The sequence below is a fragment of the Pseudomonas sp. Yb2C2 genome (assembly GCF_052112325.1).
GTDB lineage: Bacteria > Pseudomonadota > Gammaproteobacteria > Pseudomonadales > Pseudomonadaceae > Aquipseudomonas > Aquipseudomonas marginalis.
In genome coordinates this window covers 73428-98630 of record NZ_JAVAJK010000025.1, presented here as the reverse complement: position 1 = coordinate 98630, position 25203 = coordinate 73428, and the positions used below count along the sequence as shown (strand labels likewise).

General features: G+C 62.0%; 23 protein-coding genes and 1 pseudogene. 12 read left to right on the top strand and 12 right to left on the bottom strand.

Annotation, left to right across the window (positions count from 1 at the left end; translation table 11 throughout):
* Positions 1-144 precede the first annotated feature (144 nt).
* Genes Q8X51_RS27325 through Q8X51_RS27305 form a run of 5 tightly spaced genes read right to left on the bottom strand, consistent with a single transcriptional unit; the run spans position 145 to position 3567 of the window.
* Entirely contained in the window at positions 145-534 is a 390-nt protein-coding gene (locus Q8X51_RS27325) for a RidA family protein (protein WP_012723821.1), read from the bottom strand.
* A 16-nt stretch (positions 535-550) separates the two neighbouring features.
* Complete coding sequence (locus tag Q8X51_RS27320; RefSeq protein ID WP_065927166.1) at positions 551-1333, bottom strand: amino acid ABC transporter ATP-binding protein; 783 nt, start codon at positions 1331-1333, stop codon at positions 551-553.
* Positions 1330-1992, bottom strand: a complete 663-nt coding sequence (locus Q8X51_RS27315) for an amino acid ABC transporter permease (RefSeq protein ID WP_065927167.1) — start codon at positions 1990-1992, stop codon at positions 1330-1332. Before Q8X51_RS27315 ends, Q8X51_RS27320 begins: the two co-directional genes overlap by 4 nt.
* Positions 1993-2003: 11 nt before the next feature.
* Complete coding sequence (locus Q8X51_RS27310) at positions 2004-2666, bottom strand: amino acid ABC transporter permease (RefSeq protein WP_027608632.1); 663 nt, start codon at positions 2664-2666, stop codon at positions 2004-2006.
* A gap of 52 nt (positions 2667-2718) precedes the next feature.
* Positions 2719-3567, bottom strand: a complete 849-nt coding sequence (locus Q8X51_RS27305; RefSeq protein ID WP_027608633.1) for a transporter substrate-binding domain-containing protein — start codon at positions 3565-3567, stop codon at positions 2719-2721.
* Between the two features lie 332 nt (positions 3568-3899).
* Here Q8X51_RS27305 and Q8X51_RS27300 point away from each other — a divergent pair, with 332 nt between their 5' ends.
* Positions 3900-4148 carry a hypothetical protein gene (locus Q8X51_RS27300; RefSeq protein WP_065927168.1) on the top strand — a complete coding sequence of 83 codons (249 nt, stop codon included), beginning with the start codon at positions 3900-3902 and terminating at the stop codon, positions 4146-4148.
* Positions 4149-4223: 75 nt separating this feature from the next.
* Positions 4224-4514 (top strand): annotated as a pseudogene (locus Q8X51_RS27295) (thioredoxin family protein); the annotation flags it as partial.
* A gap of 19 nt (positions 4515-4533) precedes the next feature.
* Here the strand turns inward: Q8X51_RS27295 and Q8X51_RS27290 are convergent.
* From Q8X51_RS27290 to rpiB, 3 genes are all read right to left on the bottom strand, one after another.
* Positions 4534-6102, bottom strand: a complete 1569-nt coding sequence (locus tag Q8X51_RS27290) for a TerC family protein (protein WP_027608635.1) — start codon at positions 6100-6102, stop codon at positions 4534-4536.
* A 543-nt stretch (positions 6103-6645) separates the two neighbouring features.
* Positions 6646-7626, bottom strand: coding sequence for a sugar-binding transcriptional regulator (locus tag Q8X51_RS27285; RefSeq protein ID WP_027608636.1), 981 nt, complete (start codon positions 7624-7626; stop codon positions 6646-6648).
* Positions 7627-7689: 63 nt separating this feature from the next.
* Complete coding sequence (rpiB, locus tag Q8X51_RS27280) at positions 7690-8151, bottom strand: ribose 5-phosphate isomerase B (RefSeq protein ID WP_016969738.1); 462 nt, start codon at positions 8149-8151, stop codon at positions 7690-7692.
* Between the two features lie 280 nt (positions 8152-8431).
* Here rpiB and Q8X51_RS27275 point away from each other — a divergent pair, with 280 nt between their 5' ends.
* The 7 genes from Q8X51_RS27275 (at position 8432) to dhaL (ending at position 15719) form a co-directional block, all read left to right on the top strand.
* Positions 8432-9919, top strand: coding sequence for a sugar ABC transporter ATP-binding protein (locus Q8X51_RS27275; protein ID WP_074847010.1), 1488 nt, complete (start codon positions 8432-8434; stop codon positions 9917-9919).
* Positions 9916-10893 carry an ABC transporter permease gene (locus Q8X51_RS27270; protein WP_027608638.1) on the top strand — a complete coding sequence of 326 codons (978 nt, stop codon included), beginning with the start codon at positions 9916-9918 and terminating at the stop codon, positions 10891-10893. The genes Q8X51_RS27275 and Q8X51_RS27270 overlap by 4 nt, the downstream gene beginning before the upstream one ends.
* A 36-nt stretch (positions 10894-10929) precedes the next feature.
* Entirely contained in the window at positions 10930-11937 is a 1008-nt protein-coding gene (locus Q8X51_RS27265; protein ID WP_027608639.1) for a substrate-binding domain-containing protein, read from the top strand.
* An 87-nt stretch (positions 11938-12024) separates the two neighbouring features.
* The gene (locus Q8X51_RS27260; RefSeq protein WP_065927170.1) at positions 12025-12780 is read left to right on the top strand and encodes an SDR family oxidoreductase; all 756 of its coding nucleotides are present in this window, start codon (positions 12025-12027) and stop codon (positions 12778-12780) included.
* Positions 12781-12807: 27 nt separating this feature from the next.
* Positions 12808-13923: an MDR/zinc-dependent alcohol dehydrogenase-like family protein gene (locus tag Q8X51_RS27255; RefSeq protein WP_065948191.1), complete on the top strand. Its 1116-nt coding sequence runs from the start codon at positions 12808-12810 to the stop codon at positions 13921-13923.
* 143 nt (positions 13924-14066) lie between these two features.
* A complete protein-coding gene (locus Q8X51_RS27250; RefSeq protein WP_407694198.1) occupies positions 14067-15068 on the top strand; it encodes a dihydroxyacetone kinase subunit DhaK in 1002 nt (333 codons plus the stop codon).
* Between the two features lie 3 nt (positions 15069-15071).
* Complete coding sequence (gene dhaL / locus Q8X51_RS27245; protein ID WP_065927173.1) at positions 15072-15719, top strand: dihydroxyacetone kinase subunit DhaL; 648 nt, start codon at positions 15072-15074, stop codon at positions 15717-15719.
* On the opposite strand, the gene Q8X51_RS27240 is transcribed toward dhaL, so the two are convergent.
* Complete coding sequence (locus Q8X51_RS27240) at positions 15676-16572, bottom strand: LysR family transcriptional regulator (RefSeq protein WP_065927174.1); 897 nt, start codon at positions 16570-16572, stop codon at positions 15676-15678. The two genes, dhaL and Q8X51_RS27240, sit on opposite strands and share 44 nt — an antisense overlap.
* 150 nt (positions 16573-16722) lie before the next feature.
* Here Q8X51_RS27240 and Q8X51_RS27235 point away from each other — a divergent pair, with 150 nt between their 5' ends.
* Positions 16723-18231, top strand: coding sequence for an MFS transporter (locus Q8X51_RS27235; RefSeq protein WP_407694199.1), 1509 nt, complete (start codon positions 16723-16725; stop codon positions 18229-18231).
* 335 nt (positions 18232-18566) lie between these two features.
* Here Q8X51_RS27235 and sohB read toward each other — a convergent pair whose 3' ends face one another.
* Entirely contained in the window at positions 18567-19592 is a 1026-nt protein-coding gene (sohB, locus tag Q8X51_RS27230; protein ID WP_407694200.1) for a protease SohB, read from the bottom strand.
* Between the two features lie 195 nt (positions 19593-19787).
* Between sohB and Q8X51_RS27225 the strand changes: the two genes are divergently transcribed.
* Together Q8X51_RS27225 and Q8X51_RS27220 are read left to right on the top strand one after the other, a co-directional pair.
* Positions 19788-20498 (top strand): histidine phosphatase family protein, encoded by a 711-nt coding sequence (locus tag Q8X51_RS27225; RefSeq protein ID WP_092356735.1) that lies wholly within the window; start codon positions 19788-19790, stop codon positions 20496-20498.
* 56 nt (positions 20499-20554) lie between these two features.
* Positions 20555-20869 (top strand): SCP2 sterol-binding domain-containing protein, encoded by a 315-nt coding sequence (locus Q8X51_RS27220; protein WP_065927178.1) that lies wholly within the window; start codon positions 20555-20557, stop codon positions 20867-20869.
* A gap of 67 nt (positions 20870-20936) precedes the next feature.
* Here the strand turns inward: Q8X51_RS27220 and Q8X51_RS27215 are convergent, their stop codons facing one another.
* Positions 20937-23612 (bottom strand): MGH1-like glycoside hydrolase domain-containing protein, encoded by a 2676-nt coding sequence (locus Q8X51_RS27215; protein ID WP_407694201.1) that lies wholly within the window; start codon positions 23610-23612, stop codon positions 20937-20939.
* Positions 23613-23681: 69 nt separating this feature from the next.
* Positions 23682-25091, bottom strand: coding sequence for an OprD family outer membrane porin (locus tag Q8X51_RS27210; protein ID WP_407694202.1), 1410 nt, complete (start codon positions 25089-25091; stop codon positions 23682-23684).
* Positions 25092-25203: the final 112 nt, after the last annotated feature.

Sequence of the window (25203 nt, the reverse complement as noted above, 5' to 3'; positions counted from 1 at the left end):
CCTACAAAAAGCCTTAACTGACTGGCATTAGGGCTTGCCCCCGATGGCGGCGTGTCAATCAACACATCTGTTACTGATACACCGCTATCGGGTTCAAGCCCCCTCCCACATTTGATCTCTGGTGGGCTTAAGAGTGAGGGCAATTTAGCCCTTTTTCTTGTAGGCCACGCAATCAATCTCGACCTTGCAGTCCACCATCATGTTGGCCTGCACACAGGCCCGCGCCGGGGCGTGTTCCGGGGTGAAGTATTCGCCGAAGACCTTGTTGAAACTCCAGAAGTCCCGCGGGTCTTCCAGCCACACGCCGACCCGCACCACGTCTTTCAACTCGTAGCCGGCTTCTTCGAGGATTGCCACCACATTACGCAGGGTCTGCCGGGTTTGCTCGATGATCCCGCCGGTGATGATTTCGCCGTCCACCGCAGGCACTTGGCCCGAGACGTACAACCAACCGTCCGCTTCCACCGCGCGGGCGAAGGGACGCGGCTGGCCACCGCCGGCCGTACTGCCGGCTCCGTAACGAGTGATGCTCATAAAACGATGCTCCTGATTAAAAACGAATGTTCTTGAGAAATTCCGCCAGGCGCGGCGATTGCGGCCGCTCGAAGATGTCCTTCGACGAGCCCTGCTCTTCAATCCGGCCCTGGTTCATGAAGACGATCTTGTCCGAAACTTCATAGGCAAAGCGCATTTCGTGGGTGACCAGCAACATGGTCATGCCCTCTTCCGCCAGGCCCTTGATCACACTGAGCACCTCGCCCACCAATTCCGGGTCGAGGGCCGAAGTGACTTCGTCGAAGAGCATCAGGCTCGGGTTCATGGCAATGGCACGGGCTATCGCCACACGCTGCTGCTGGCCGCCGGACAGCTGGCCGGGGAAGTGATCGCGGCGCTGCAGAAGTCCTACACGGTCCAACCATTTTTCCGCGAGTGCCACCGCCTCGTCCTTAGGCATTTTCTTAACTTTCAACAGGCCGAGGGTGACGTTCTGCAACGCGCTCAGATGGGGAAACAGGTTGAACTGCTGGAACGCCATGCCGGTCATCGCCCGGTGCTGGGCGATCACGCGTTCGGGGTGACGCACGCGCTTGCCGCCGATGTCGCTGTAGCCAATGGACTCGCCATCCAGGGTGATCTGCCCACCCTGGAACTCTTCCAGCAGGTTGACGCAACGCAGCAAGGTGGTCTTGCCCGAGCCGCTGGAGCCGATCAACGTCACCACGTTGCCGCGCGCCATGGACAGGTCGACGCCCTTGAGCACTTCGACCTCGCCGTATTGTTTACGCAGGCCGCGGATGTCCAGCAGCGGCTCGGTTATTTGAGGTTGGTTCATGGCAAGGCCACCCGTTTTTCAATGTAGCGCCCGAATAACTCGATGGCGTAGTTGATGACAAAGAACAGAAACCCGGCGAACAGGTAGAACTCCAGGGTCATGAAGGTACGTGCGATCACCTGCTGGGTACTCAGCAGCAATTCAGCCACGCCGATCACCGAGAGCAAGGTCGAGGCCTTGACGATTTCCGTCGAGGAGTTGACCCAGGTCGGCAGGATCTGTCGCAGCGCCTGGGGCAGCAGCACGTAGGCCAGGGACTGCCGGAATGTCAGGCCAATCGCCTTGCCTGCTTCCAACTGCCCACGGGGAATGGCTTGCAGTGCACCGCGCACGATTTCCGACACGTGGGAGCCGCAAAACAGCGTGAGCCCGACGGCGCCGGCCTGGAACGCGGTGATTTTCCAGCCGAGCGCCGGCAGCATGTAGAAACACGCCAACACCAGCACAAACACCGGCGTGCCACGGATCAGGTCGACATACAGGCGAAACGGTGCGCGCATCCAGAATTTGCCGTAGGTCAGGATCAACCCGGCGACGATACCGATCAGCGTGCCAAAGACAATCGCCAGTGCCGACACCGCGACACTGGCCTGAAACCCCGCCCAGAGCGTATCCCGGGCGATCCACAACTCATGCAGCCAGCTGGGGGACTCGTACATGGACACCCTCCTTAACGACGGATCGCCAGACGCTGTTCCAGGTAACGGAGCAGCATGGCAATGAGGTAACAGGCCGCCACGTAGAGCGCGGTCGTGACCAGCCAGGTTTCAATCACCCGGTAGCTTTCGACGTTGATCTTGCGGGCGTAATAGGTCAGCTCGGGCACTGCGATGGCTGCGGCCAGGGAAGTGTCCTTGAACAGCGAAATGAAGTTGTTCGACAGCGCGGGCAGTACGTTGCGCAGCATCACTGGCACGGTGATATAGGCGCGGATCCGCCATTCGCCGAGGCCGATGGCCAGTCCGGCTTCACGCAAGCCCTTGGGAATATTCAACAGCCCGGCGCGGAACACTTCGGTCAGGTAGGCACCGGCGTACAACGACAGGGTGATGATGAACGAGGGGATCTTGTCCAGGCGGATACCCAGGCTAGGCAAGGCGAAGTAGATCAACAGGATCAGCACCAGGATCGGCGTATTGCGGATCACCGTCACATACACCGAGGCCAGGATTCGCAACGCACGATGTCTGGACAGCATGGCAAACGCCATCAACAGGCCGATCACGCAGCCGATGGCGATCGACAGCAATGCCAGTTGCAGGCCCAGGCCGAGCCCCGCCAGCAAGGTGTCGAAATCGCGCCACACGGCGGCAAAGTTCAACTGATAGTTCATGGTCAGCAGTACCTGATGGGGGCGCCGTTGGCGGCGCCCCGGTTTTCACGAATCACTTGAACTCGACGGGGAAGCCGATGGCAGGTTCCGGCAGGTCCACACCGAACCACTGCTTGAACGACGCCTTGTAGGTGGGGAATTCCACACCGGTCATGGCTTCATGCAACGCGGTGTTGACGAAGTTCAGCCAGTCCTGGTCGCCACGCTTGACCGCACACGCGTAGGTCTGCGGGCTCCAGGCATAGGCCGGGCTGCGGTAGCGGCCAGGGTTCTGCACCATCAGGTACTTGACCGAGGACTGGTCGGTGGCGGCGGCATCGGCGCGACCGGAGTTCACCGCCTGGTACATCAGGTCGACGCTGTCGTATTGGTCGACCTTGGCCTTGGGCAGCGCCTGGTGCACCAGTTCTTCGGCATACACGTTCTGCAGCACCGCCACGGTGACGCCATCGCCCGCCGCCTGCAGGTCTTCGATTTCCTTGTACTTGCTGTTGTTCGGCAGCAGCAGGCCCACGCCTTCGCGGTAGTACGGCAGCGTGAACGCCACTTGCTGGGCACGGCTGGCGGTGACGGTGATGAACTGGCAGCTCATGTCGACCTTGTCGGTCAGCAGGTTGGGAATGCGTGCGTCGGACGACTGCACCACAAACTCGACCTTGCTCGGGTCGTTGAACAAGCCCTTGGCCACAATACGGCCGATGTCGATATCAAACCCCTGCAACTTGCCATCCGCTCCCTGGAAGTGCCACGGCGCATTGGTACTGCCTGTACCCACGATCAGGTGCCCACGCTTGAGCACATCATCGAGCTTGCTGTCCGCCGCCTGCACGATGCCTGCGAGGGAAGCCGATGCGGCGAAGAGAAAAACACACGCTTTGAACACGGAAGGTCGGTGATGCATGACAAGCACTCCAGGAGTTGTGTATTCCGCTATACCGGAACATAGTATGTAACAACGGAATAGACAGCAGAAAGTGTGCCACACGCCCTCAAAGAAAAACATGCCTGCAATAAAGGCTTTTTAAATCAGATAGATAAATATTTCGGGGAGACAAGGCGCTACGCCAGCATCTGCAATCACTTTGCTACCCAGGGCCCCATATGGCGGTGACAGGTCCCTTTGGACGCACTGCGACAGCGTTACCGCGCACCGTTGCAGTGCGCGCGCAGCGTGGAAAAATCCCCACGCTGGACTAGCCTTGGCACATCCCTGCCGACAAGGACCCTGCCCTGATGAAGTCATGCCTTACCCTGGTGATGCTCACCTTGCTGGCAGCTGGCAACGCGTCGGCCAGCAACGACCGCCGCGACTGCAAGGAAGAACTGCGCAGGCTCAAGGAAGCCTTCGACACCAACTACACCAGCCAGAACCACCACGACTACCGCCGGGCCAAGGCCTCCCGGGACAATGAGGAATACCGCAAGTGCGCAAACCAGGCGCGCAAGGCCCGGGAACGGGTGGAGCGTGAGGCAGACCTGTGAAGGTTGACAGTAGACGGTGACAGTCCCCGGGCCTAGCGTTGGTAAAAAACCTGCACGGTCCAAAGGGAGATCATCATGGGGATTGCCACTGCAACCATTGCCACTACCGACGACTACCGGCGCGTGCTGAGCAGTTCGCGCCCGGTGTTCATGCTGTTCATCTCAGCTCACTGCCCGGCCTGCGGGGTAGCCGGGCCGCTGTTTGAGCAGATTGCCGCCCAGTACCGATCAGTAGTGAGCCTGGTGCTCGATTGCGCGAAAACGCCGAGGCACCCGCAGGTTACAGGCACCCCGACGCTGCTGATCTTCCAGAACGGCACCTTGATGGAAACATTCAAGGGTTTCGGACCCGAGGAGCAGCAAGCGCAGTTTGTGGAGGACACCTTCAGGCGTTATGCACGCCGCAAGGCTGCAATAACACCTGCGTCACCCGCCGCTCCTCTACCGCCGCCACCGTCAGGCGCCAGCCCTCATGCTCCAGGCTATCGCCCACCACAGGCAGGCGGTCGAGCAGGCTCATCACCAGGCCGGCCAGGGTCTGGTAGTCCTCGGTCGCGACGGCCTTGAAGCCGGTACGCTGACGAATCTGGGTGAGGTTGAGGGCGCCATTGGCACGGAAGCCCGCGCCCTCCTCGACAATATCCGGCCCTTCGATCTCACTGGCGTCCGGCAACTCACCGGCAATGGATTCAAGAATGTCGGTCATGCTCAATACGCCCATGAAGTCACCGAATTCGTTGATCACGAAGGCGATATGGGTGGATTCCTGGCGCATCTGTTCCAGGGCGTTGAGGATCGAAAAGCTCTCCAGCAGGTTGATCGCCCGGCGTGCGAGGTGCTCCAGGTTCGGCTCGTTGCCGGCCAGGTACTCCTTGAGCAATTCCTTCTTATGCACAAAGCCCAACGGTTCATCCACCGCGCCATTGCGGATCAACGGCAGGCGCGAATAGGACGAATGCATCAGCTTCAGGCGAATCGTGTCGGGGTCGTCCGCCAGGTCGATAAAGTCGACGTTGGCCCGCGGCGTCATCAAGCTGCGAATCGGCCTCTCGGCCAGTTGCAGCACACCGCTGATCATCACCCGCTCGCGTCGGTCGAACAGCGGCCCCTGGGCGGCATCCGTCTCGCCCAACAGGTCAGCCACCTCTTCCCCCACCTCCTCCACCGCCAGGCTGCGACCGCCGAGCAAGCGCATCACCGCATGGGCCGTGCGCTCACGCACCGGCAACACGCCCTGGGCCGACTTCTTGCGACGCGCGCGGGCAATCTGGTTGAACACCTCGATCAGGATCGAGAAACCAATCGCCGCGTACAGGTAGCCCTTGGGAATATGGAAACCCAGGCCTTCAGCGGTCAGGGCAAAACCGATCATCATCAGGAAGCCCAGGCACAGCATGATCACCGTCGGGTGGGCGTTGACGAAGCGTGTAAGCGGCTTGCTCGCGACGATCATCAGGCCGATGGAAATGATCACGGCGATCATCATCACCGCCAGCTCATCCACCATGCCCACGGCCGTGATCACCGCATCCAGGGAGAACACCGCGTCGAGCACCACGATCTGCGCCACAATCGGCCAGAACATCGCGTATGCCACGTTGCCGGTGCGCTGGGCCACATGGCCTTCCAGGCGTTCATGCAGTTCCATGGTGGCCTTGAACAACAGGAACACACCGCCGAACAGCATGATCAGGTCACGGCCGGAGAAGCTCTTGTCGAACACCTCGAACAGCGGCTGGGTCAGGGTTACCAACCAGGAAATACTCGCCAGCAAGCCCAGGCGCATCAGCAACGCCAGGGACAAACCGATCAAGCGCGCTCGGTCGCGCTGCTCCGGCGGCAGCTTATCCGCCAGGATCGCAATAAACACCAGGTTGTCGATGCCCAGCACCAGTTCCAGCACAATCAAGGTCAACAGGCCGAGCCAGGCCGTTGGATCCGCTAACCATTCCATTTATACAAGTCTCTCTACAGGTTTCAGAATGCCGGGCACGGCAAGGCGCGGTCAGTGGACCGGGACACGGCTGGCAGTCGGGATACGGGGTGTTTCAGCGGGAACAGCGGCGGCGGATGTCTTGGGGAAAGACGACTGGGAGGCTCCGAGAGGATGTTCATGCAGGTCCTGAAATAACAAAAGGACTTGAATCCTACAGGCGAAATACAAATTTCCTGCAACGCAAAACTATTACAAAACCTGTCTTCGAACCCCACACAAAATCATGTGGGAAGGGGCTTGCCCCGATGAGCATGAGTATTTTCAGATCCTGCCAAATCTCTGTGGTGAGCAGGCTTGCCCCGCGCTGGGCTGCGAAGCAGCCCCAAAACCAGCCTCTACAGAGTGCCTGATACACCGCGTACTTCTTTACTGGGGCTGCTTCGCAGCCCGGCGCGGGCGGTGCGACGATTCGACAAGCCCGCTCACCACAACAGCCCTGTCTGCCGGGCGTCCGGCGTTGAGCCAACGTTGTGTAGATACCCATGCCCCGACGAGGGCGTGTCAGGTTTTACGGGTTGCATCGTCCAGCGCCAGGATGGTGTGGGCATTCGTCACCGTCGTCGCCAACGTATTGATCACCCCCGACCGCAACGCCCCCAACGTCGCCGCCGCCTTGGTGTTCTCGCTGGCAATCGCCACCACGTCCGGGATGCGAAACAACTCCTGCACCGTCAACCCGATCACTCGCCCCTGGATCGCGTTGACCGCCGGCTGGCCATGGATGTCGATGAAGTCATAGCCCATCATGTCGCCCACGGTGCCGGACAAGCGTGCCTGGGCGATCTCCTGGGGCGAGAACCAGCCCATGCGCACCATATTGCTGTTTTCGCTCATGTCGCCGATGCCGATCAGCGCCATATCAGCCCGCCGCGCACGGTCGAGGGTCGAGCGCACCGTGTCGTTGTTGATCAACACCCCGCGCAACTCCGGGTTGGCCACCAGGGCCGGGGCGTACAGGCTTTCACTCTCGCCGCCAAAGCGCAGGGCCAGGCGCCGGCAGATGTGATCGGGGTTCATGTATTCGCCGGCCTTGAGCGAACCGCCAATGGCGCAGACAAATGTGCAGTTGCGCGTCACCGGCAGGAACACGTTATCGGCCACGGCGCCGACGTTGCGGCCCATGCCCACGGCGACGATCATGCCGTCACTCAAGGTCTTGTTCAGGTAGTTGGCCACCAGGCTGGCGACCGCCGAGCGCTGGGTATCGGGGTCGCTGTGGTCCACCGCGATCAACGCGCGATCCAGCTTGAAGCGCGCCACCAAGGCCTGTTCCAGCTCGTTGTTCATCGCCGGATGCTGCAAGACGCGCACCTCGACAATGCCTTCATCCCGCGCGCGCTTGAGCAATCGGCTGACTTTGGCCCGGGACAGGTCGAAGCGCTTGGCGATGGCTTCCTGAGTGACGTTCTCGAGGTAATAGAGCATCGCCACTTCAGTCATCTGATCAATATCGCTGGCCATGCGCTGGGTACTGTCACTCATGGGGACGGGCTTCCGTTTCGGCGTCAAAGGCGCATTCTCCCGACTCTTGCCCTGCTACGTCCACTATTGATGCCCATCGCGCTCGATCGCATTGATGCGCTCGACCTTGGCCCCGGAACGTGCCGCCTCGAACTCCGACTCCAGGAACGACTTGACGATGCTTTTCGCCAGTTCGGCGCCGATCACCCGCGCGCCGATAGAGAGGATCTGCGCATCGTTGCTCTTGCGCGCCCGCTCTGCCGAGTACGTGTCATGGGCCTGGGCCGCACGAATCCCGAGCACCTTGTTGGCCGAGATCGCCATGCCGATCCCCGTGCCGCACACCAGCACGCCCAGGCGCTGCTGCCCGGCGTTGATGGCGGTGGCCACGGCCAGGGCGATGTCCGGGTACAACACCGGCGCGGTGGAATGGGTGCCGAAGTCGGTCACCGGATAGCCCAGCGCCTCGATATGGCGCTTTAACAGCTCCTTGAGCTCAAAACCCGCTTCATCGCATCCGATAGCCACCGGGAAAGGTGTGTTCATGGTGTCTGGCTCCGCTGCCGTGAGTGCTTATGACTGATCAACTGATCACTCAATGAAATTTCTCTCATTCATTTCGCAGGCGTAACCCTCTCCTGTCAAGCAGGATTTAACTGACTTTCCAGTCAAAGCGCTCTAAAAAAGGGTAATTGGCGAAAAAGATCAGAATCGCAGCATTTACATGAAAGAGATTGACTGATCAGAATTTCATTTGATACACATATGATCACAGCGAAACATGACTGTGCGACCTAATAAGAATTCACAGCACGAGGACACGCCGATGGCCACGCCATTACTGCTCCAGGCTGAACACGTCGCCAAGGCTTACGCCGGGATCCCTGCCCTGCGTGACGGGCGCCTCTCTCTGCGGGCCGGCAGCGTCCACGCCCTGTGCGGCGGCAATGGCGCAGGCAAGTCGACTTTCCTGAGCATCCTGATGGGCATCACCCCGCGCGATGCCGGCAGCATTCTGCTCAACGGCACCGCCGTACAGTTCAATCGCCCCAGCGAAGCCCTCGCGGCGGGGATCGCGATGATCACCCAGGAACTGGAACCGATCCCCTACATGACCGTCGCCGAAAACATCTGGCTGGGCCGCGAACCGCGCCGCGCCGGCTGCATCGTCGACAACAAGGCCTTGAACCGCCGCACCCGCGAGCTGCTGGAAAGCCTTGAATTCGATGTCGACGCCAGCAGCCCCATGCACCGACTGAGCGTGGCGCAGATCCAGCTGGTGGAAATCGCCAAGGCGTTCAGCCATGACTGCCAGGTGATGATCATGGACGAGCCAACGTCGGCCATTGGCGAGCGCGAAGCCGAAACCCTGTTCAAGGCGATTCGCCGCCTCACCGCGCGGGGCGCCGGCATCGTCTATGTATCGCACCGCTTGAGCGAACTGGCGCAGATCGCCGATGACTACAGCATCTTCCGCGACGGCGCCTTTGTGGAAAGCGGACGCATGGCCGATATCGACCGCGACCACCTGGTGCGCGGCATCGTTGGCCAGGAACTGACCCGCATCGACCACAAGGTCGGCCGCGAATGCGCCGCCGACACCTGCCTGCAAGTCGACAACCTCAGCCGCGCCGGTGAGTTCCACGACATCAGCCTGCAACTGCGCCAGGGTGAAATCCTCGGCATCTACGGCCTGATGGGCTCGGGGCGCAGTGAATTCCTCAACTGCATCTATGGCCTGACCGTGGCGGACTCCGGCAGCGTCACCCTGCAAGGCAAGCCCATGCCCGTGGGCCTGCCCAAGGCGACCATCAATGCCGGCATGTCGCTGGTCACCGAAGACCGCAAGGACAGCGGCCTGGTGCTTACCGGCAGCATTCTTTCCAACATTGCGCTGTCGGCCTACAAGCGCCTGTCGAGTTGGTCGCTGATCAATGCGCGCAAGGAAACCCAACTGGCCCAGGACATGGTCAAGCGCCTGCAGATCAAAACCACCTCACTGGAACTGCCGGTGGCGTCCATGAGCGGCGGCAACCAACAGAAAGTGGTGCTCGCCAAATGCCTGTCGACCGAACCGGTGTGCCTGCTGTGCGATGAGCCGACACGGGGTATCGATGAGGGCGCCAAGCAGGAGATCTACCACCTGCTGGATCAATTCGTGCGCGCCGGTGGCGCCGCCATCGTGGTGTCGTCGGAAGCCCCGGAACTGTTGCACCTGAGTGACCGCATCGCCGTCTTCAAGGGCGGCCGCCTGGTGACCATCAGCACCGACACCGCCCTTTCCCAGGAAGCCCTGTTGAGTCTTGCCTCATGAATGCCAAAACCATTGCCGCCCCCATCACCACAGCGCCACGCAACCGCCTGCGCCTGTCCCTCGACCGTTTCGGCCTGCCGCTGGTGTTTATCCTGCTGTGCGTGGTGATGGCGTTTTCCAGCGAGTACTTCATGACCTGGCGCAACTGGATGGACATCCTGCGCCAGACCTCCATCAACGGCATCCTCGCGGTGGGCATGACCTACGTGATCCTGACCAAGGGCATCGACCTTTCCGTCGGCTCGATCCTGGCCTTTGCCGGATTGTGCAGCGCCATGGTCGCGACCCAGGGCTACGGGCTGCTGGCGGCGGTGAGTGCGGGGATGTTTGCCGGGGCGATGCTCGGCGTGGTCAACGGCTTTATGGTCGCCAACCTGTCGATCCCGCCGTTCGTGGCCACTCTCGGCATGCTCAGCATTGCCCGCGGCATGACCTTCATCCTCAACGACGGCAGCCCGATCACCGACCTGCCCGACGCCTACCTGGCCCTGGGCATCGGCAAGATCGGCCCGATTGGCGTGCCGATCATCATCTTCGCCGTGGTCGCGCTGATCTTCTGGATGGTGCTGCGCTACACCACCTACGGCCGCTATGTGTACGCGGTGGGCGGCAATGAAAAAAGCGCGCGCACCTCCGGGATCGGCGTGCGCAAGGTGATGTTTTCGGTGTACGTGGTGTCCGGCCTGCTCGCCGGGTTGGCGGGCGTGGTGTTGTCGGCACGCACCACCTCCGCCCTGCCCCAGGCCGGGGTGTCCTATGAGCTGGACGCGATTGCCGCCGTGGTCATCGGCGGCACCAGCCTGTCGGGCGGCACCGGCAGCATTGTCGGCACGCTGTTCGGCGCGTTGTTGATCGGCGTGATCAACAACGGCCTGAACCTGCTCGGCGTGTCCTCCTATTACCAGCAGGTCGCCAAGGGCCTGATCATCGTGTTTGCAGTACTGATCGACGTGTGGCGCAAGAAAAAACGCTAGAGAACGACCACTACAACAATAACCGGAGTTCCCCCCATGAAACTTGGTACCACCCTGGCCGCCGCGGCGGCTCTCTCCCTGCTCGCCGGCAGTATCGCAATGGCCGCCGATGGCAAGACCTACAAGGTCGGCGCGGCCGTCTATGGCCTCAAGGGCCAGTTCATGCAGAACTGGGTCCGCGAGCTCAAGGAGCACCCGGCGGTCAAGGACGGCACCGTGCAGTTGACGGTGTTCGACGGCAACTACGACGCCCTGACCCAGAACAATCAGATCGAAAACATGGTGACCCAGCGCTACGACGCGATCCTGTTCGTGCCGATCGACACCAAGGCCGGCGTCGGCACCGTCAAGCAAGCCATGAGCAACGACGTGGTGGTTATCGCCTCCAACACCAAGGTCGCCGACGCCTCGGTGCCCTACGTCGGTAACGATGATGTGGAAGGCGGCCGCCTGCAGGCCCAGGCCATGGTCGACAAGCTCAACGGCAAGGGCAACGTAGTGATCATCCAGGGCCCGATTGGCCAGTCGGCGCAGATCGACCGCGAAAAAGGCGAGCTGGAAGTGCTGGGCAAGCACCCTGGCATCAAGATCATCGAGAAGAAGACCGCCAACTGGGACCGCGCCCAGGCCCTGGCGCTGACCGAAGACTGGTTGAACGCCCACCCCAAAGGCATCAACGGCGTGATCGCGCAGAACGACGACATGGCCCTCGGCGCCGTGCAGGCCCTCAAATCCCACGGCCTGACCTCCAAGGATGTGCCCGTCACGTCCATCGACGGCATGCCGGACGCGATCCAGGCGGCGAAGAAAGACGAAGTCACCACCTTCCTCCAGGACGCCCAGGCCCAGTCCCAGGGCGCACTGGACGTGGCGTTGCGCGCACTCGCCGGCAAGGACTACAAGCCGCAGTCGGTGATCTGGGAGCGCTATGCCAAGGACGTGAAATGGGGCGATGGCACGGCCAAGACCTACATCCTGCCGTGGGTGCCCGTGACTAACGCCAACGCCGATGCTCTGTACAAACAAGTCAGTGGCGGTAAGTAGTCATTGGCTTGAAATACAGTCAAGTGTGGGAGAGAGCTTGCCCCCTCCCACATTGGATCTCGATCGTTATTGAAAGAGGAGTCATGCATGTCTGGATTCTGGAACCAAGCCTTCGACCTCAACGGCCGTTGCGCGGTGATCACCGGCGGCGCCGCCGGTATCGGCCTGGCCTGTGCCAGCCTGCTGGTGGAGCGCGGCGCCCGCGTGGCTTTGCTCGACCGCGACCCGGCGGTGGTTGAAGTGGCAGCGGGCCTGGGTGCCGGGCATCTGGGCATTGCCGTCGACCTCAGCCAGATCAACCAGGTGCAACACACCATCGACCAGGTCTTCGCACACTTCCAACGCCTGGATTACCTGATCAACAGCGCCGGCGTGGCCCTGCTGGACAAGGCCGTCGATGTCAGCGAAAGCGCCTGGGACACCACCTTGGACATCAACCTCAAGGCCAGCTTTTTCGTGGCCCAGGCCTGCGCCCGGCACATGCTCGCCCAGGGCAGCGGGCGCATCGTCAACCTCGCGTCCCAGGCCGCGGTGATCGGCCTCGACCGCCACGTCGCCTACTGCGCCAGCAAGGCGGCCATCGTCGGCATGACCAAGGTATTGGCCATGGAATGGGCGCCGCACATCAATGTCAACGCCATTTCCCCCACCATCGTCGAGACCGCGCTGGGCAAGAAGGCCTGGGCCGGTGAAGTCGGCGAACGGGCCAAATTGCAGATCCCGGCGGGCCGCTTTGCGCAGCCGGAGGAAATCGCCGGGCTGGCGCTGTACCTGCTCAGCGATGCCGCGCAGATGATCACCGGCGCCAACCTGGTGATCGACGGCGGCTACAGCATTCAGTAATTCATTTATCTGTCGTGAGGTTTTGTCATGTCCACTGTCACCGAACGCACACCCGAACAACTCTCGCCGGCCATCCCGAAAACCATGCAGGCCGTGGTTTGCCACGGCCCGGAAGACTATCGCCTGGAAACCGTCGACGTACCCACGCCCGGCCCCGATGAGATCCTCACCAAGGTCGAGTTGTGCGGCATTTGCATGGGCGACATCAAGACCTATCGCGGCGCGCCGTCGTTCTGGGGCGATGCCGAGCAACCGCGCTACGTCAAGCCGCCGATGATCCCCGGCCATGAGTTCGTGTGTCGCGTGGTGGCCCTGGGCCCGGGCGCGGAAAAGCGCGGCGTGAAGGTCGGTGACCGGGTGATCTCGGAGCAGATCGTGCCGTGCTGGGGCTGTCGCTTCTGCAACCACGGCCAGTACTGGATGTGCCAGAAACACGACCTCTATGGTTTCCAGAACAATGTGCAGGGTGCCATGGCACAGTACATGATCTTCACCAAGGAAGGCATCATTCACAAAGTGCCGGAATCCATCGCCCCCGACGAAGCGATCCTGATCGAACCCCTGGCCTGCTCACTGCATGCGGCGGAACGCGCCAACGTCGACCATGACGACATTGTGGTGGTCGCCGGCGCCGGCACCCTGGGCCTGGGCATCATCGGCGCCGTGCGTTTGCGCAACCCGAAAAAACTCATCGTGCTCGACATGAAACCCGAACGCGCCGCCCTCGCCCTGCGCATGGGCGCCGACGAAGTGTGGAACCCGGCCGAAGTGGACGTACTGGCCAACATCCGCGCGATCACCGACGGCTATGGCTGCGACATCTATATCGAGGCCACCGGGCACCACAAGGCGGTGAACCAGGGCCTGGCGATGCTGCGCAAGCTGGGGCGCTTCGTGGAGTTCAGCGTATTCAACGACGAGGCCACGGTGGACTGGTCGATCATCGGCGACCGCAAGGAGCTGGACATCCTCGGCTCGCACCTGGGGCCGTACATGTACCCGCGGGCCATCGACTTTATCGGCAACCGCAAGATCGATATGCGCGATGTAGTCACCCACAAGTTCGCCCTGGCGGACTTCAAGGAAGCGTTTGCGGTGATGGAACGTGGCGACAAGTCGCTCAAGGTTGTACTCGAACCCTAGGAACACACAACCGCTTTACTGCAGGAGCCGAGCTTGCTCGCGAAGGTCGACAACGATAACGCGGGGCTTCTGGATAAACGCGGTGTCTTCACGCTTTTCGCGAGCAAGCTCGCTCCTACAAAAAGAACACAGGAACCCGCGTTATGAATCGAGTCATCAACGATCCGGACCAAGTGGTCGAGGACATGCTGCGCGGCATCCTGGTCGCGCACCCCGAACTGCGCCAGTACGAAAGCAACCCACGGGTGATCGTCAAGGCCAGGCCTTCCGGGCCAGGGCGTGCCGGCATTGTCACGGGGGGCGGCTCCGGCCATGAGCCAGCCTTTCTCGGCTATGTCGGCCCCGGCCTGGTCGACGCGGTGGCCGTCGGCGAGATTTTCTCCTCGCCCACCGCCAAGAGCTTTTTCGACGCCTTCCGCGCTGCCGACCATGGCGCCGGCGTGGCCTGCCTGTACGGCAACTATGCCGGCGACAATATGAACGTGAAGCTGGCGATGAAAATGGCCGCCAGCAAAGACATGCGCATCCGCACCGTGGTCGCCAACGACGACGTGGCCTCCGCGCCCAAGGCCGAGATCGCCAAACGTCGAGGCGTGGCCGGGGAAATCTTCATGTGGAAGATCGGCGGTGCCGCAGCCGCCCAGCACTACGACCTCGACGGCGTGATTCGCGTCGCGCAGAAAACCGTCGACCAGTGCCGCTCGATTGGCATCGGCCTCACGCCCTGCACCATTGCCGCCGTGGGCAAGCCCAACTTCCAGATCCCCGACGGCCAGATGGAACTGGGCATCGGCCATCACGGCGAACCGGGCATTGAGGTCATCCCGATCGAATCCGCCGCCGCCATGGCCGAGCGCATGCTCGCGCCGATCCTCGCCGACCGCGACTTCAGCCAGGATGACAGCGTGGTGGTGCTGGTCTCCGGTCTTGGCGCCACGCCGGTGATGGAGCTGTATATTTTCTATGCCGAGGTCGAACGCCAACTCAAGGCCAAGGGCTTGAAGATTCACCGCTGCTACGTCGGCAACTACTTCACCTCCCTGGAAATGATGGGCGTGACCCTGACCCTGCTCGGCCTCGACGCCGAGCTGAAAACCCTGATCGACCAACCCTGCCGCTCCATCGGCATGACCCAGGCGGACTGAACCATGAGCCAGCATTTTTCCAGCCACCACGGCAGCGCCATCGTCACCGACCTGGTTAGCGTGATCGTGGCCAACCGTGAATACCTCAGCGAAGTCGACGGCGCGATTGGCGACGGCGACCATGGCATCAACATGGCCAAGGGCTTCGCCCATTGCGGGCGCACGATCGAAGGTCGCCAACTGACCCTCGCCGAAGCCCTGGATGAACTGACCCTGAGCCTGATGGAAGGCATCGGCGGCTCCATGGGGCCGTTGTATGGCAGCCTGTTTATCGGCATGGCCGACGAAGTGCGTGGCCGTGACGACATCGACGCGGCCACCTTCGCCCACCTGTTGCGCGGCGGCCTGACCTCGTTGCAGGACATCACCGAAGCGGGCGTGGGCGACAAGTGCCTGATGGACACATTGATCCCGGCGGTGGAAGCCTTCGAGCGCGCGCACGCCTCGGGGGCGTCCTTCAGTGATGCACTGGAGGCGATGAAAACCGCCGCCTCCCAGGGGCGCGACTCCACCAAGGACCTGGTGGCGAAGATCGGCCGCGCCAGTCGCCTGGGCGAGCGCTCACTCGGCGTGCTGGATGCGGGGGCGGTGTCGTGCTGCCTGATCCTTACGCGCCTGGCGGATTCGGTGCAGCCGCGCCTGAGTGCTTGACCTGCTGGATATACCGCGCCACCGCCGGCGCTTTCTCGAAGCGCCGGTGAATCAGCGACAGCCACGAGGATGCGTCGCAGCCCTGAATGCTGCGGTACACCACGCCCGGCAATTGCACATGCCCGACCATTGACGCGGGCACCACCGCCACGCCCTGCCCCATCGACACCAGCGCCACTACCGCGACCAGCCCGCCCGGCTGTGGCCCCAGGCGCGGAGCATAACCGCCTTGCGCGGCGATATGCAGGGTGCCGCTGATTTGCTCCGGCAGGATAAATGTCTCGTTTTGCAGGTGTTCGCAGCCTATGGCCGCGAGCCCCAACAGCCAGGAATCCTGGGGCAGCGCCAGGACAAAACCTTCGCCGTCCAGGCGCACCGCCTCCACCCCCTCGGGCAAGGTCATCGGCGAGCGGATGTAGCCGATGTCATAGCGCCCGTCCGCCACCGCACTCGGCAGCGTGGCCATGGCGCATTCGCGCACCGTCACGCTGACGTCGGGAAATGCCTGGCCGAACGCACGCATCTGCCGCTGCAACAGCCCGGCGTACAGCGCCGAAGCCACGTAACCCAATTCGATATGGCCGATCTCGCCACGCCCGGCACGCTGGGCATGGCGTTGGGCGAATTCAAACTGGCGCACGGTGGCTTCGGCCTCGACCAGCAAGGCGGCGCCGGCTTCGGTGAGGCTGACTTCGCGTTGCCGGCGGATAAACAAGCGCGTGCCCAGGCTGGTTTCCATGTCCTGGATCTGCCGGCTCAGGGTCGGTGGCGCAATGCCCAATTGCTCGGCGGCACGGGTGAAGTTGCGCTGCCGGGCCACGGCGAGGAAGTAGCGAAAATGGCGGATATCCATAACAGGATTAGCTCAAAGGTAATGAAGTGCTCCACAGCGGCTAACAATACCAGCAGTGGCCAGGGATAAGCTCGAAGCACCTCACCACTGGAGCGCCCTTGCGATGCCCATCAACTGCATTTCCCCTATTGCCTGTAAGGTAATCCAATCATGAGCCGAGTCAACCCGCGCCTGACGTTGCTGACCGCGTCCGGCGTCTGCTCGCTGATCGTGCTCGACACCAATATCGTCGCCGTGACCCTGCCGAGCATCGCTCGCGACCTGGGGGCGAACTTTGCCGATATCGAGTGGGTGGTCAGCGCCTACATGCTGGCGTTTGCCGCCTTGCTGCTACCGGCCGGGAGCATTGCCGATCGGTTCGGGCGCAAAAAATCCCTGGTCTGGGGCCTGAGTATTTTTATCCTCGCCTCCGTTGGCTGCGGGGCGGCGCCGAGTGCGTTGTGGCTGGATATCGCCCGCGCGGTCAAGGGCGTCGGTGCAGCGTTATTGCTCACGTCAGCCCTGGCCTCCATTGGCCACACCTTCCACGATGAAGTCGAGCGGGCCAAGGCCTGGGCGTTCTGGGGCGCCTGCATGGGCGTGGCGATGACGGCCGCGCCGACCCTGGGCGGCTTGATCACCGAGTACCTGGGCTGGCGCTGGATTTTCTACCTCAACCTGCCCGTGGGCCTGGCGCTGATGAGCCTGGTGCTGCACGCCATTGCGGAATCCCGCGATAGCCAATCCGCCCGCCTCGACCCGTGGGGCAGCCTGGCCTTCAGCGCGAGCCTGTTGTGCCTGATTTGGGGCCTGATCGAGGCCAACCGTATCGGCTGGGATAACCCGCTGACCTATGCACGCCTGATCGGCGGTGCGGTGTTGCTGGGTGTATTTGTAGGGGTCGAACGTGTGCAGCGGCGGCCCATGGTGGACCTGCAACTGTTTCGCCACCCGCGTTTTATCGGCGCCTTGCTCGGGATGTTTGCCTACGCCGGCTGTGCCCAAGTGATGATGACGCTGCTGCCGTTCTATCTGCAGAACGGCCTGGGCTTCTCCGCGATTGCCTCGGGCCTGGGCATGCTGCCGTTCGCCCTGACCATGCTGGTCTGTCCCCGGATCGGCGCGCGGCTGGCGGGGCGCTTCGCACCGGCAACGATGATGGCAACCGGGTTGACCCTGGTGGGCTGCGGCAACCTGCTAAGTGCCTGGGCGGTGAATATCGGCGGCTACCTGCCCTTCGCCCTGGCGATTGCCGTCACCGGTGCCGGTGCCGGTTTGCTCAATGGTGATACGCAAAAAAACATCATGGCCTGCGTGCCACGGGACCGTGCGGGGATGGCGTCGGGCATGAGCACCACCATGCGGTTCAGCGCGATCATGTTGGCGATTGGCGTGTATGGCGCACTGCTGAGCAGCCACAGCGAGCACGTGTTGCGCGCACGTATCGACACGCAATGGCAGGCGCAGGTGGCGGGGATTGCTTCACGGGTGGTGGCCGGGGATATGCCGGCGGCAATGGGCTTGTTGCCCGAGCCGGCACGGGCGATGGTGCAACCGCTGGCGCAGCAGGCGTTTGTGGGTGGATTCAGTTACGTATTGTGGGTGGCGGGTGTGCTGGGATTGCTCGGAGCGCTGGTGGTGGGGAGGCTGATGCGCAAGCCCCCTCCCACACCGAACTAATGTGGGAGGGGGCTTGCCTTAATACCAGTCAGTTAAGGAGGAACACTGTAACTGTGGCGAGCGGGCTTGCCCCACGTTGGGCTGCGCAGCAGCCCCAATAAGAGCGCTGCAGTGTGCCAGGCAGCTCCGGGACTATGTTTTGGGGCTGCTTCGCAGCCCAACGCGGGACAAGCCCGCTCACCACAACAGCCCTATCCGCCGTGCGTTCAGCGTTGAGCCAACGTTGTGTAGATACCTATGCCCCTATGAGGGTGTGTCAGAAATGCAACTGTGACTGACCCACCGCCATCGGGGCAAGCCCCCTCCCACAGGTATTAGCTATCCCCCAAAGGGCCTTACCAGAAGCGTTGCTGGGTCAGGCGACTCCACCAGGTCAGCAGCACCCGGTCTACCGAGCCGCTGGCCGCCAGGCCCACCCGTTCCTGCAGGCTTTTACGCTCGGCATAGTGCAGGTGGAACACTTCGGCGGTCTTGGCCTTGGTGGCCAGGTATTCGTCGCTGGTTTGCAGTTCGTCGACCAGTTGCTTATCCAGCGCGGCAACACCCAGCCACACCTCTCCGGTCGCTACGTCATCAATCGCCAGCTGTGGGCGATAACGCGAGACGAAGTTCTTGAACAGCTGATGGGTGATGTCCAGGTCTTCCTGGAACTTCTCGCGGCCTTTCTCGGTGTTTTCGCCAAACACCGTGAGGGTGCGCTTGTACTCGCCGGCGGTCAGCACTTCAAAGTCGATGTCGTGCTTTTTCAGCAGGCGGTTGACGTTGGGTAACTGCGCCACCACGCCAATGGAGCCGAGGATGGCAAACGGTGCGCTGATGATCTTCTCGCCGATGCACGCCATCATGTAGCCGCCGCTGGCCGCGACCTTGTCGATGCACACGGTCAACGGCACGCCCGCCTGGCGGATACGCGCCAGTTGCGACGACGCCAGGCCGTAGCTGTGGACCATGCCGCCGCCGCTTTCCAGGCGCAGCACCACTTCGTCCTTGGGCGTGGCCAGGCTCAGCAGCGCGGTGATTTCATGGCGCAGGCTCTCGGTGGCCGAGGCCTTGATGTCACCGTCGAAATCCAGCACGAACACCCGTGGCTTGACCTCGGGTTTCTTCTTGCCGTTCTTCTTTTCGGCTTTGCTTTCGGACTTGCGCAGGGCCTTGAGCTGCTCCTTGTCGAGCAGGCTCGACTCCAGGCGCTCACGCAGGCCTTTATAGAAGTCATTGAGCTTGCTGACCTGCAGTTGGCCGGCGGCTTTGCGACGCCCTTTGCTGCGCAGTGACGCGAAGCTGATCAAGACCACCAGAATAGCGACCACCAGGGTGACGGTCTTCGCCAGAAAGCTCGCGTATTCAGCCAAAAAATCCATGTGTCTCCTTAACAATGCACGGCGCCAGGCGCGGATTGCCCAAGCATACCGACGGGATCGCCGGGCGGCCAGTGCTCAAACCGCCAGCAGGAACGCGCTCCAACGAGCTTTTAAAACAAGCGTATGTTTTTTCATTGACAGCACCCTGGCATCCTCATAACCTCGCCAGACTTTCAACGTACCGGGAAAACGGACGTGGGCAGCATCTATTTGATTCGACATGGCCAGGCCTCCTTCGGTGCAGACGACTATGACGTGCTGTCGCCCGTCGGCGTGGAACAAGCGCAAGTGCTCGGCCGCCACCTGGCGGATATGGGCCTGGTGTTCGACCGCTGCATCGCCGGCGACCTGCGCCGCCAGCAGCACACCGCCACTGCCGCCTTCGATCAATACAGCACCCTCGGCCTGCCGGTGCCTGCATTGGAAACCGACAGCGCCTTCAACGAATTCGACGCCGACGCAATCATCCGCGCCCTGCTCCCCGACCTGCTCGGCAGCGAACCCGACGCTCTGGACATCCTGCGCAACGCCGCGCAAAACCGCAGCGAGTTCCAACGCATCTTCGCCCTGATCATCGAGCGCTGGCTGGCCGGCACCTATGACCCCCCGGGGCTGGAAAGCTGGCTGGGGTTCGTCGAGCGCGTCCAGGGTGGCCTGCAACGCATTCTGGAAGCGGCGGACAACACGCAGAAGATCGCGGTGTTCACCTCCGGCGGCACCATCACCGCCCTGCTCCACCTGATTACCCGGATGCCTGCCGCCCAGGCCTTCGAACTGAACTGGCAAATTGTTAACACCTCGCTCAACCAGCTGAAATTCCGCGGTCGCGAGGTGGCACTGGCTTCCTTCAACAGTCACACCCACTTGCAACTGTTGAAGGCGCCGCAACTCATCACCTTCCGATGAAGTGCGGCCAACCGTGACCCCAAGGTCACTGGACTCACCATAAAAGGATCGAAACCATGACTGACGTAGCTAAAGCCGTAGAAGCAATGAAAGCCAAATTCAACCCAAGCGCTGCCGAAGGCTTGGACCTGGTGTTCGGTTTCCGTATCGACGACACCAAGAACTTTTCCCTGGTAGTCAAAGACAAGACCTGCGAACTGCTGGAAGGCGAAAACCCGGACGCCCAAGTGACCCTGGTCATGGACAGCGAGACCCTGGAGGGCATCGTCGACGGTTCCACCGACGGCATGCAGGCCTTCATGGGCGGCAAGCTGCGCACCGAAGGCGACATGATGCTGGCCATGAAGCTGAGCGAACTGTTCCCTTCCTGATTCACGGGCAACCCTGAATCCCTGTGGGAGGGGGCTTGCTCCCGATGGCGGTTTGTCAGTCGCGTCATCAGTTGACTGACCCACCGCTATCGGGGGCAAGCCCCCTCCCGCATTTGGGCTGTAGCAGCAACGCCACCAACGCACTCCATCCGGTCTGGTGCGAAGCCCCCAACCCCCGCCCCGTCTCGCCATGGAAATACTCATGGAACAACACCAGCTCACGACTGGCCGGGTCCGCCTCCAACTGCGCATACCCCGCCATCGACGGTCGTGAACCGTTTTCATCCCGCAGAAACAGGCGGGTCATCCGCTGGCTGAGGCTGTCGGCCACGTCCTCCAGGGATGCCAGATACCCGCTGCCCGTGGGGTATTCCACCGAGAAGTTGTCCGCGTAGTAGCGGTGAAATTCGCGCAGCGATTCGATCAGCATGTAGTTCACCGGCATCCACAAGGGCCCGCGCCAGTTGGAATTGCCGCCGTACAGGCGCGAGTCGGATTCACCCGGCTGGTAACGGGCGCACAGGGTGTCGCCATTCATCTTCAGCGCCAGTGGCTGCTCGGCGAACGCCTTGGACAGGGAGCGCACGCCAAAGGCCGAGAGGAATTCGTCGTCATCGAGCATGCGCCGCAGCAAATCCTTGGTGCGCTCGCCACGCAACAGCGCCAGCAACAGGCGATTGCCCTGCCCCGGTTCGTTCCAGCGCGACACCAGTTTGGCCAGGTCCGGCCGGTGATGCATGAAACCCAACAGCCGTTCACGCAACCCTTCCAGCCCCTCGTGTTCGCGTTGCTCCAGCACCAGCACGGCAAACAACGGCATCAGGCCGACGATGGAGCGCAGCCGCACCGGCTCGTTCTGGCCATCGGGACGGTGCAGTACGTCGTAGAAGAACAGGTCCTGCTCGTCCCACAGGCCTTCGGCGCTGTCGTCGACGCGGTTGATGGCGCCGGCGATATACAGGAAATGCTCGAAAAACTTCACCGCGATATCGACATACACCGCATTGCGCTTGGCCAACTCCAGGCCGATACGCATCAAGTCCAGCGCATACGCCGCCACCCAGGCGGTGCCGTCGGCCTGATCGAGCTGATAACCCGGCGGCAACGCGGCCGAGCGGTCGAACAAGGCGATATTGTCCAGCCCCAGGAAGCCGCCCTGGAACAGGTTGCGACCCTCAGCGTCCTTGCGGTTGACCCACCAGGAAAAATTCAGCAGCAGCTTGTGGAAAATCCGCTCGAGGAAATCCAGGTCGCCCACACCGGTCAGCGCCTTGTCCTGCTGGTACACGCGCCAGCTGGCCCAGGCATGCACCGGTGGGTTGGCGTCGTCGAAACGCCATTCATAGGCCGGCAGTTGGCCGTTGGGGTGCATGAAGCGGTCCTTCACCAGCAACAACAGCTGTTGCTTGGCATACCCCGGATCGATCAGGGCAAACGCCACCGCCTGGAAACCCTGGTCCCAAGAGGCGTACCACGGGTATTCCCAGGTGTCGGGCATGGAGAGGATGTCGAAGTTGGACAGATGCCGCCAATGGGTATTGCGGATATGCAGGCGCTCGGGCGGTGGCGCGGGCTGGGCCGGGTCGCCGTCGAGCCACTGGTTCACATCGAAATAGTAGAGCTGCTTGGACCACAGCAAGCCGGCCAGGGCCTGGCGCTGCACATTGCGCGCATCGTCATCGGCGATGCCTTGCTGCAAGGCGGCGTAGAAGTCATCGGCCTCCTGGCGCCGCTGTTCAAACAGTTTGCGCGCGTTGACCTCGGGCGGGTCCACGGGCGCAAAGCGCAGGTAAAGGCTTTGGCTTTGCAGGCCCGCCAGTTCAAGGATAAAGCGCGCGGCCACCTTGGTACCGGTGTCGCGGCGAATCGCAGCGTCCAGCCCTTCGACCACGTAGTCGTTGATCCCGTCCTTGAAAGGCCCCGGCGCCGGTTGCCCGTCGAGCAGCGGGAAGTTGCTTTCGTTCTCACAGAACAGCCATTCCAGGCCCTCCTGGCCCCAGGCGCTGAGATGCCGATCGGGCAGTTCATGATGACGGGCCAGCACGTATTCGCCGTCCAGCCTCAACTGCGGCTTGGGTGCATCAAAAGTCCAGCTCCAGTCATTGCGCGCCCACACCTGCGGCAGCACCTGCAGGCGCGTCGGCTGTTGCGAGCGGTTGTGCACGGTGACGCGCATGAAGATATCGTCGGGCTGATGCTTGGCGTATTCGACGCTGACGTCGCAGTAGCGGTTGTCTTCGAACACACCGGTATCGAGGATCTCGTACTCGGCATCGCCCAGCCCACGGCGGGCGTTTTCGGCGATCAGGTCGGCGTAGGGAAAGGCGGCATGGGGGTATTTGTAGAGCATGCGCATATAGGCATGACTGGGCACACCGTCGACGAAAAAGTACAGTTCCTTGACATCTTCACCGTGATTACCCTCGGCATTATTCAGGCCGAACAGGCGTTCCTTGAGGATCGCGTCGCGCTCGTTCCACAGGGCCAGGCCCAGGCACCAGCGTTGCGCCTTGTCGCTGAAGCCGGCCAGGCCATCCTCGCCCCAGCGGTAGGCGCGGCTGCGTGCATGTTCATGGGGGAAGTAAGCCCAGGCATCGCCGTCGGCGCTGTAGTCTTCGCGCACCGTGCCCCATTGGCGTTCGCTCAGATAGGGGCCCCACTCGCGCCAACGCTCGGCCTCCGGCGTCGCCAGGCGTTGGCCTTCGATCGTGTCCAGTATTCGGGTGTCGGGTGTGGCCGTCATCGGGTCCTCCATCGCCTACCAGGTGAGGAGCAGTGTAGAGCCCAATGACGCCCGGGTGCACATGAAGACTTAGAAGATGGCGTAGGTGTAGTTGAAGATCAGGCGGGTCTGGTCCTGGTCGGCGGTGCCGGTGTTTTTGCCGTGATAGGTGCCGGTACGCAAGGTGGTACCAAAGCCTTTCAGAGGACCGGCCTGCACCACGTAGTCCAGGCGGAAGTCGGTTTCGTTTTCTTTCTGGTCAGGGCCACCGGCGACCTTCGACTTGATATCCGTACCGTCCAGGTAGGCCACGGACGCTTTCAGGCCCGGCACGTAGGCCTTGAAGTCATACGCGTACTGCCCGAAGTTGACCTGCTCGCCCGCCCGGGAGAACTGGCCCACCACCGCATCGGTGAACAGGTAGAAGTCGCTGCCGCCGGCGCCTTGGGCGTGGGGATCGGCAAGGCTGCCCTGGTTGACCCAGACAAAACCACCATCGTCACCCACGCCAATGTGGCCAAGCATCAGGCTGCTGCCGCCCAGTTGGTAGGTGAACGCGGCACTGTAGGTTTTGTTGTCCACTTCGTTGGCGTGCTTGGCGTAGCCGCCGTTGTTGTTGAACTGGTAGCCACTTTCGCCATTCTTGCCGTCGCTGCTGCTGTCGAAGTAACGCAGGTCGGTCTTGAACGACTGGTCGTTGCCCAGGGGCAGCACGTGGACCAGGCCGACGTAGTTCTGTTTGTAGAAGTCCTGCAACTGGGCGTAGTAGTACTGCAACGTCAGGTTTTTTGCGATGGCGTTGTCGGACGAACCAAACGGCTTGTAGTCCACCCCACCGAACTTGAAGCTGTCGCTGTCGCGCGTACCGCCGGCCACGCTCAAGCCCGTGGAGTTACTGGAGGCACGGCCTTCGACGCGGTTCAGCTCGCCGCCGGTGAAGGTGACGTTGGGAATATCGTTGGAGGTGAGGATGCCGCCGTCAAAGGTTTGCGGCGCCACGCGGCTGTCGTTGGAGACCAGGATCGGCAACACCGGCGCCAGGCCACCACCGACATGCAACTCGGTCTGGGAAATGCGGAACTTCACGTTGCCGGCCGCGCGACCGAAGGCATCGGCCGGCTCGGTGCCGTTGTTTTTGGTCGGGAAGAAGCTGTTGCCATTACCCGCCAGGCCCGGGCCTGCGGTGTGACCATCGCCGCCGTCCAGACGCAGGGCGCCGAAGGCCATCACGTCGAAACCCAGGCCAACGGTGCCTTGGGTGAAGCCGGATTTGTAGTCGAAACGCAGCGCGGTGGCCGCTTCACGCAAGTCGTTGTTGGTGCCCGAGCGGTTATCTGCGCTGTAGTACATGGTCCGCGAACTGACGGACGCATGGCTGTCTTCGAGAAAGCCGCTGTGGCCATTGCCTGTGCCCAGCGAGCCGAGCCCGAAGTCATCAGCGTAAGCCTGTTGTGCAAGAACGGCGGCGGTGATCGACAGCGCCAGTGTAGAAATTTTCATTAACTGCGGCCCCTGAATGTTTTTTTATCGTGTTTGGCGTGCAAACCCACTGTCGGCTCTGCAAACGTGACGATTCTTTCATGCCGGCCAGGGCGGACCTCGTGAAGCTTTC

Coding starts and splice junctions, on each gene's coding strand:
- Q8X51_RS27325 (WP_012723821.1), bottom strand. CDS start 534: ATGAGCATCACTCGTTACGGAGCCGGCAGTACGGCCGGCGGTGGCCAG.
- Q8X51_RS27320 (WP_065927166.1), bottom strand. CDS start 1,333: ATGAACCAACCTCAAATAACCGAGCCGCTGCTGGACATCCGCGGCCTG.
- Q8X51_RS27315 (WP_065927167.1), bottom strand. CDS start 1,992: ATGTACGAGTCCCCCAGCTGGCTGCATGAGTTGTGGATCGCCCGGGAT.
- Q8X51_RS27310 (WP_027608632.1), bottom strand. CDS start 2,666: ATGAACTATCAGTTGAACTTTGCCGCCGTGTGGCGCGATTTCGACACC.
- Q8X51_RS27305 (WP_027608633.1), bottom strand. CDS start 3,567: ATGCATCACCGACCTTCCGTGTTCAAAGCGTGTGTTTTTCTCTTCGCC.
- Q8X51_RS27300 (WP_065927168.1), top strand. CDS start 3,900: ATGAAGTCATGCCTTACCCTGGTGATGCTCACCTTGCTGGCAGCTGGC.
- Q8X51_RS27290 (WP_027608635.1), bottom strand. CDS start 6,102: ATGGAATGGTTAGCGGATCCAACGGCCTGGCTCGGCCTGTTGACCTTG.
- Q8X51_RS27285 (WP_027608636.1), bottom strand. CDS start 7,626: ATGAGTGACAGTACCCAGCGCATGGCCAGCGATATTGATCAGATGACT.
- rpiB (WP_016969738.1), bottom strand. CDS start 8,151: ATGAACACACCTTTCCCGGTGGCTATCGGATGCGATGAAGCGGGTTTT.
- Q8X51_RS27275 (WP_074847010.1), top strand. CDS start 8,432: ATGGCCACGCCATTACTGCTCCAGGCTGAACACGTCGCCAAGGCTTAC.
- Q8X51_RS27270 (WP_027608638.1), top strand. CDS start 9,916: ATGAATGCCAAAACCATTGCCGCCCCCATCACCACAGCGCCACGCAAC.
- Q8X51_RS27265 (WP_027608639.1), top strand. CDS start 10,930: ATGAAACTTGGTACCACCCTGGCCGCCGCGGCGGCTCTCTCCCTGCTC.
- Q8X51_RS27260 (WP_065927170.1), top strand. CDS start 12,025: ATGTCTGGATTCTGGAACCAAGCCTTCGACCTCAACGGCCGTTGCGCG.
- Q8X51_RS27255 (WP_065948191.1), top strand. CDS start 12,808: ATGTCCACTGTCACCGAACGCACACCCGAACAACTCTCGCCGGCCATC.
- Q8X51_RS27250 (WP_407694198.1), top strand. CDS start 14,067: ATGAATCGAGTCATCAACGATCCGGACCAAGTGGTCGAGGACATGCTG.
- dhaL (WP_065927173.1), top strand. CDS start 15,072: ATGAGCCAGCATTTTTCCAGCCACCACGGCAGCGCCATCGTCACCGAC.
- Q8X51_RS27240 (WP_065927174.1), bottom strand. CDS start 16,572: ATGGATATCCGCCATTTTCGCTACTTCCTCGCCGTGGCCCGGCAGCGC.
- Q8X51_RS27235 (WP_407694199.1), top strand. CDS start 16,723: ATGAGCCGAGTCAACCCGCGCCTGACGTTGCTGACCGCGTCCGGCGTC.
- sohB (WP_407694200.1), bottom strand. CDS start 19,592: ATGGATTTTTTGGCTGAATACGCGAGCTTTCTGGCGAAGACCGTCACC.
- Q8X51_RS27220 (WP_065927178.1), top strand. CDS start 20,555: ATGACTGACGTAGCTAAAGCCGTAGAAGCAATGAAAGCCAAATTCAAC.
- Q8X51_RS27215 (WP_407694201.1), bottom strand. CDS start 23,612: ATGACGGCCACACCCGACACCCGAATACTGGACACGATCGAAGGCCAA.
- Q8X51_RS27210 (WP_407694202.1), bottom strand. CDS start 25,091: ATGAAAATTTCTACACTGGCGCTGTCGATCACCGCCGCCGTTCTTGCA.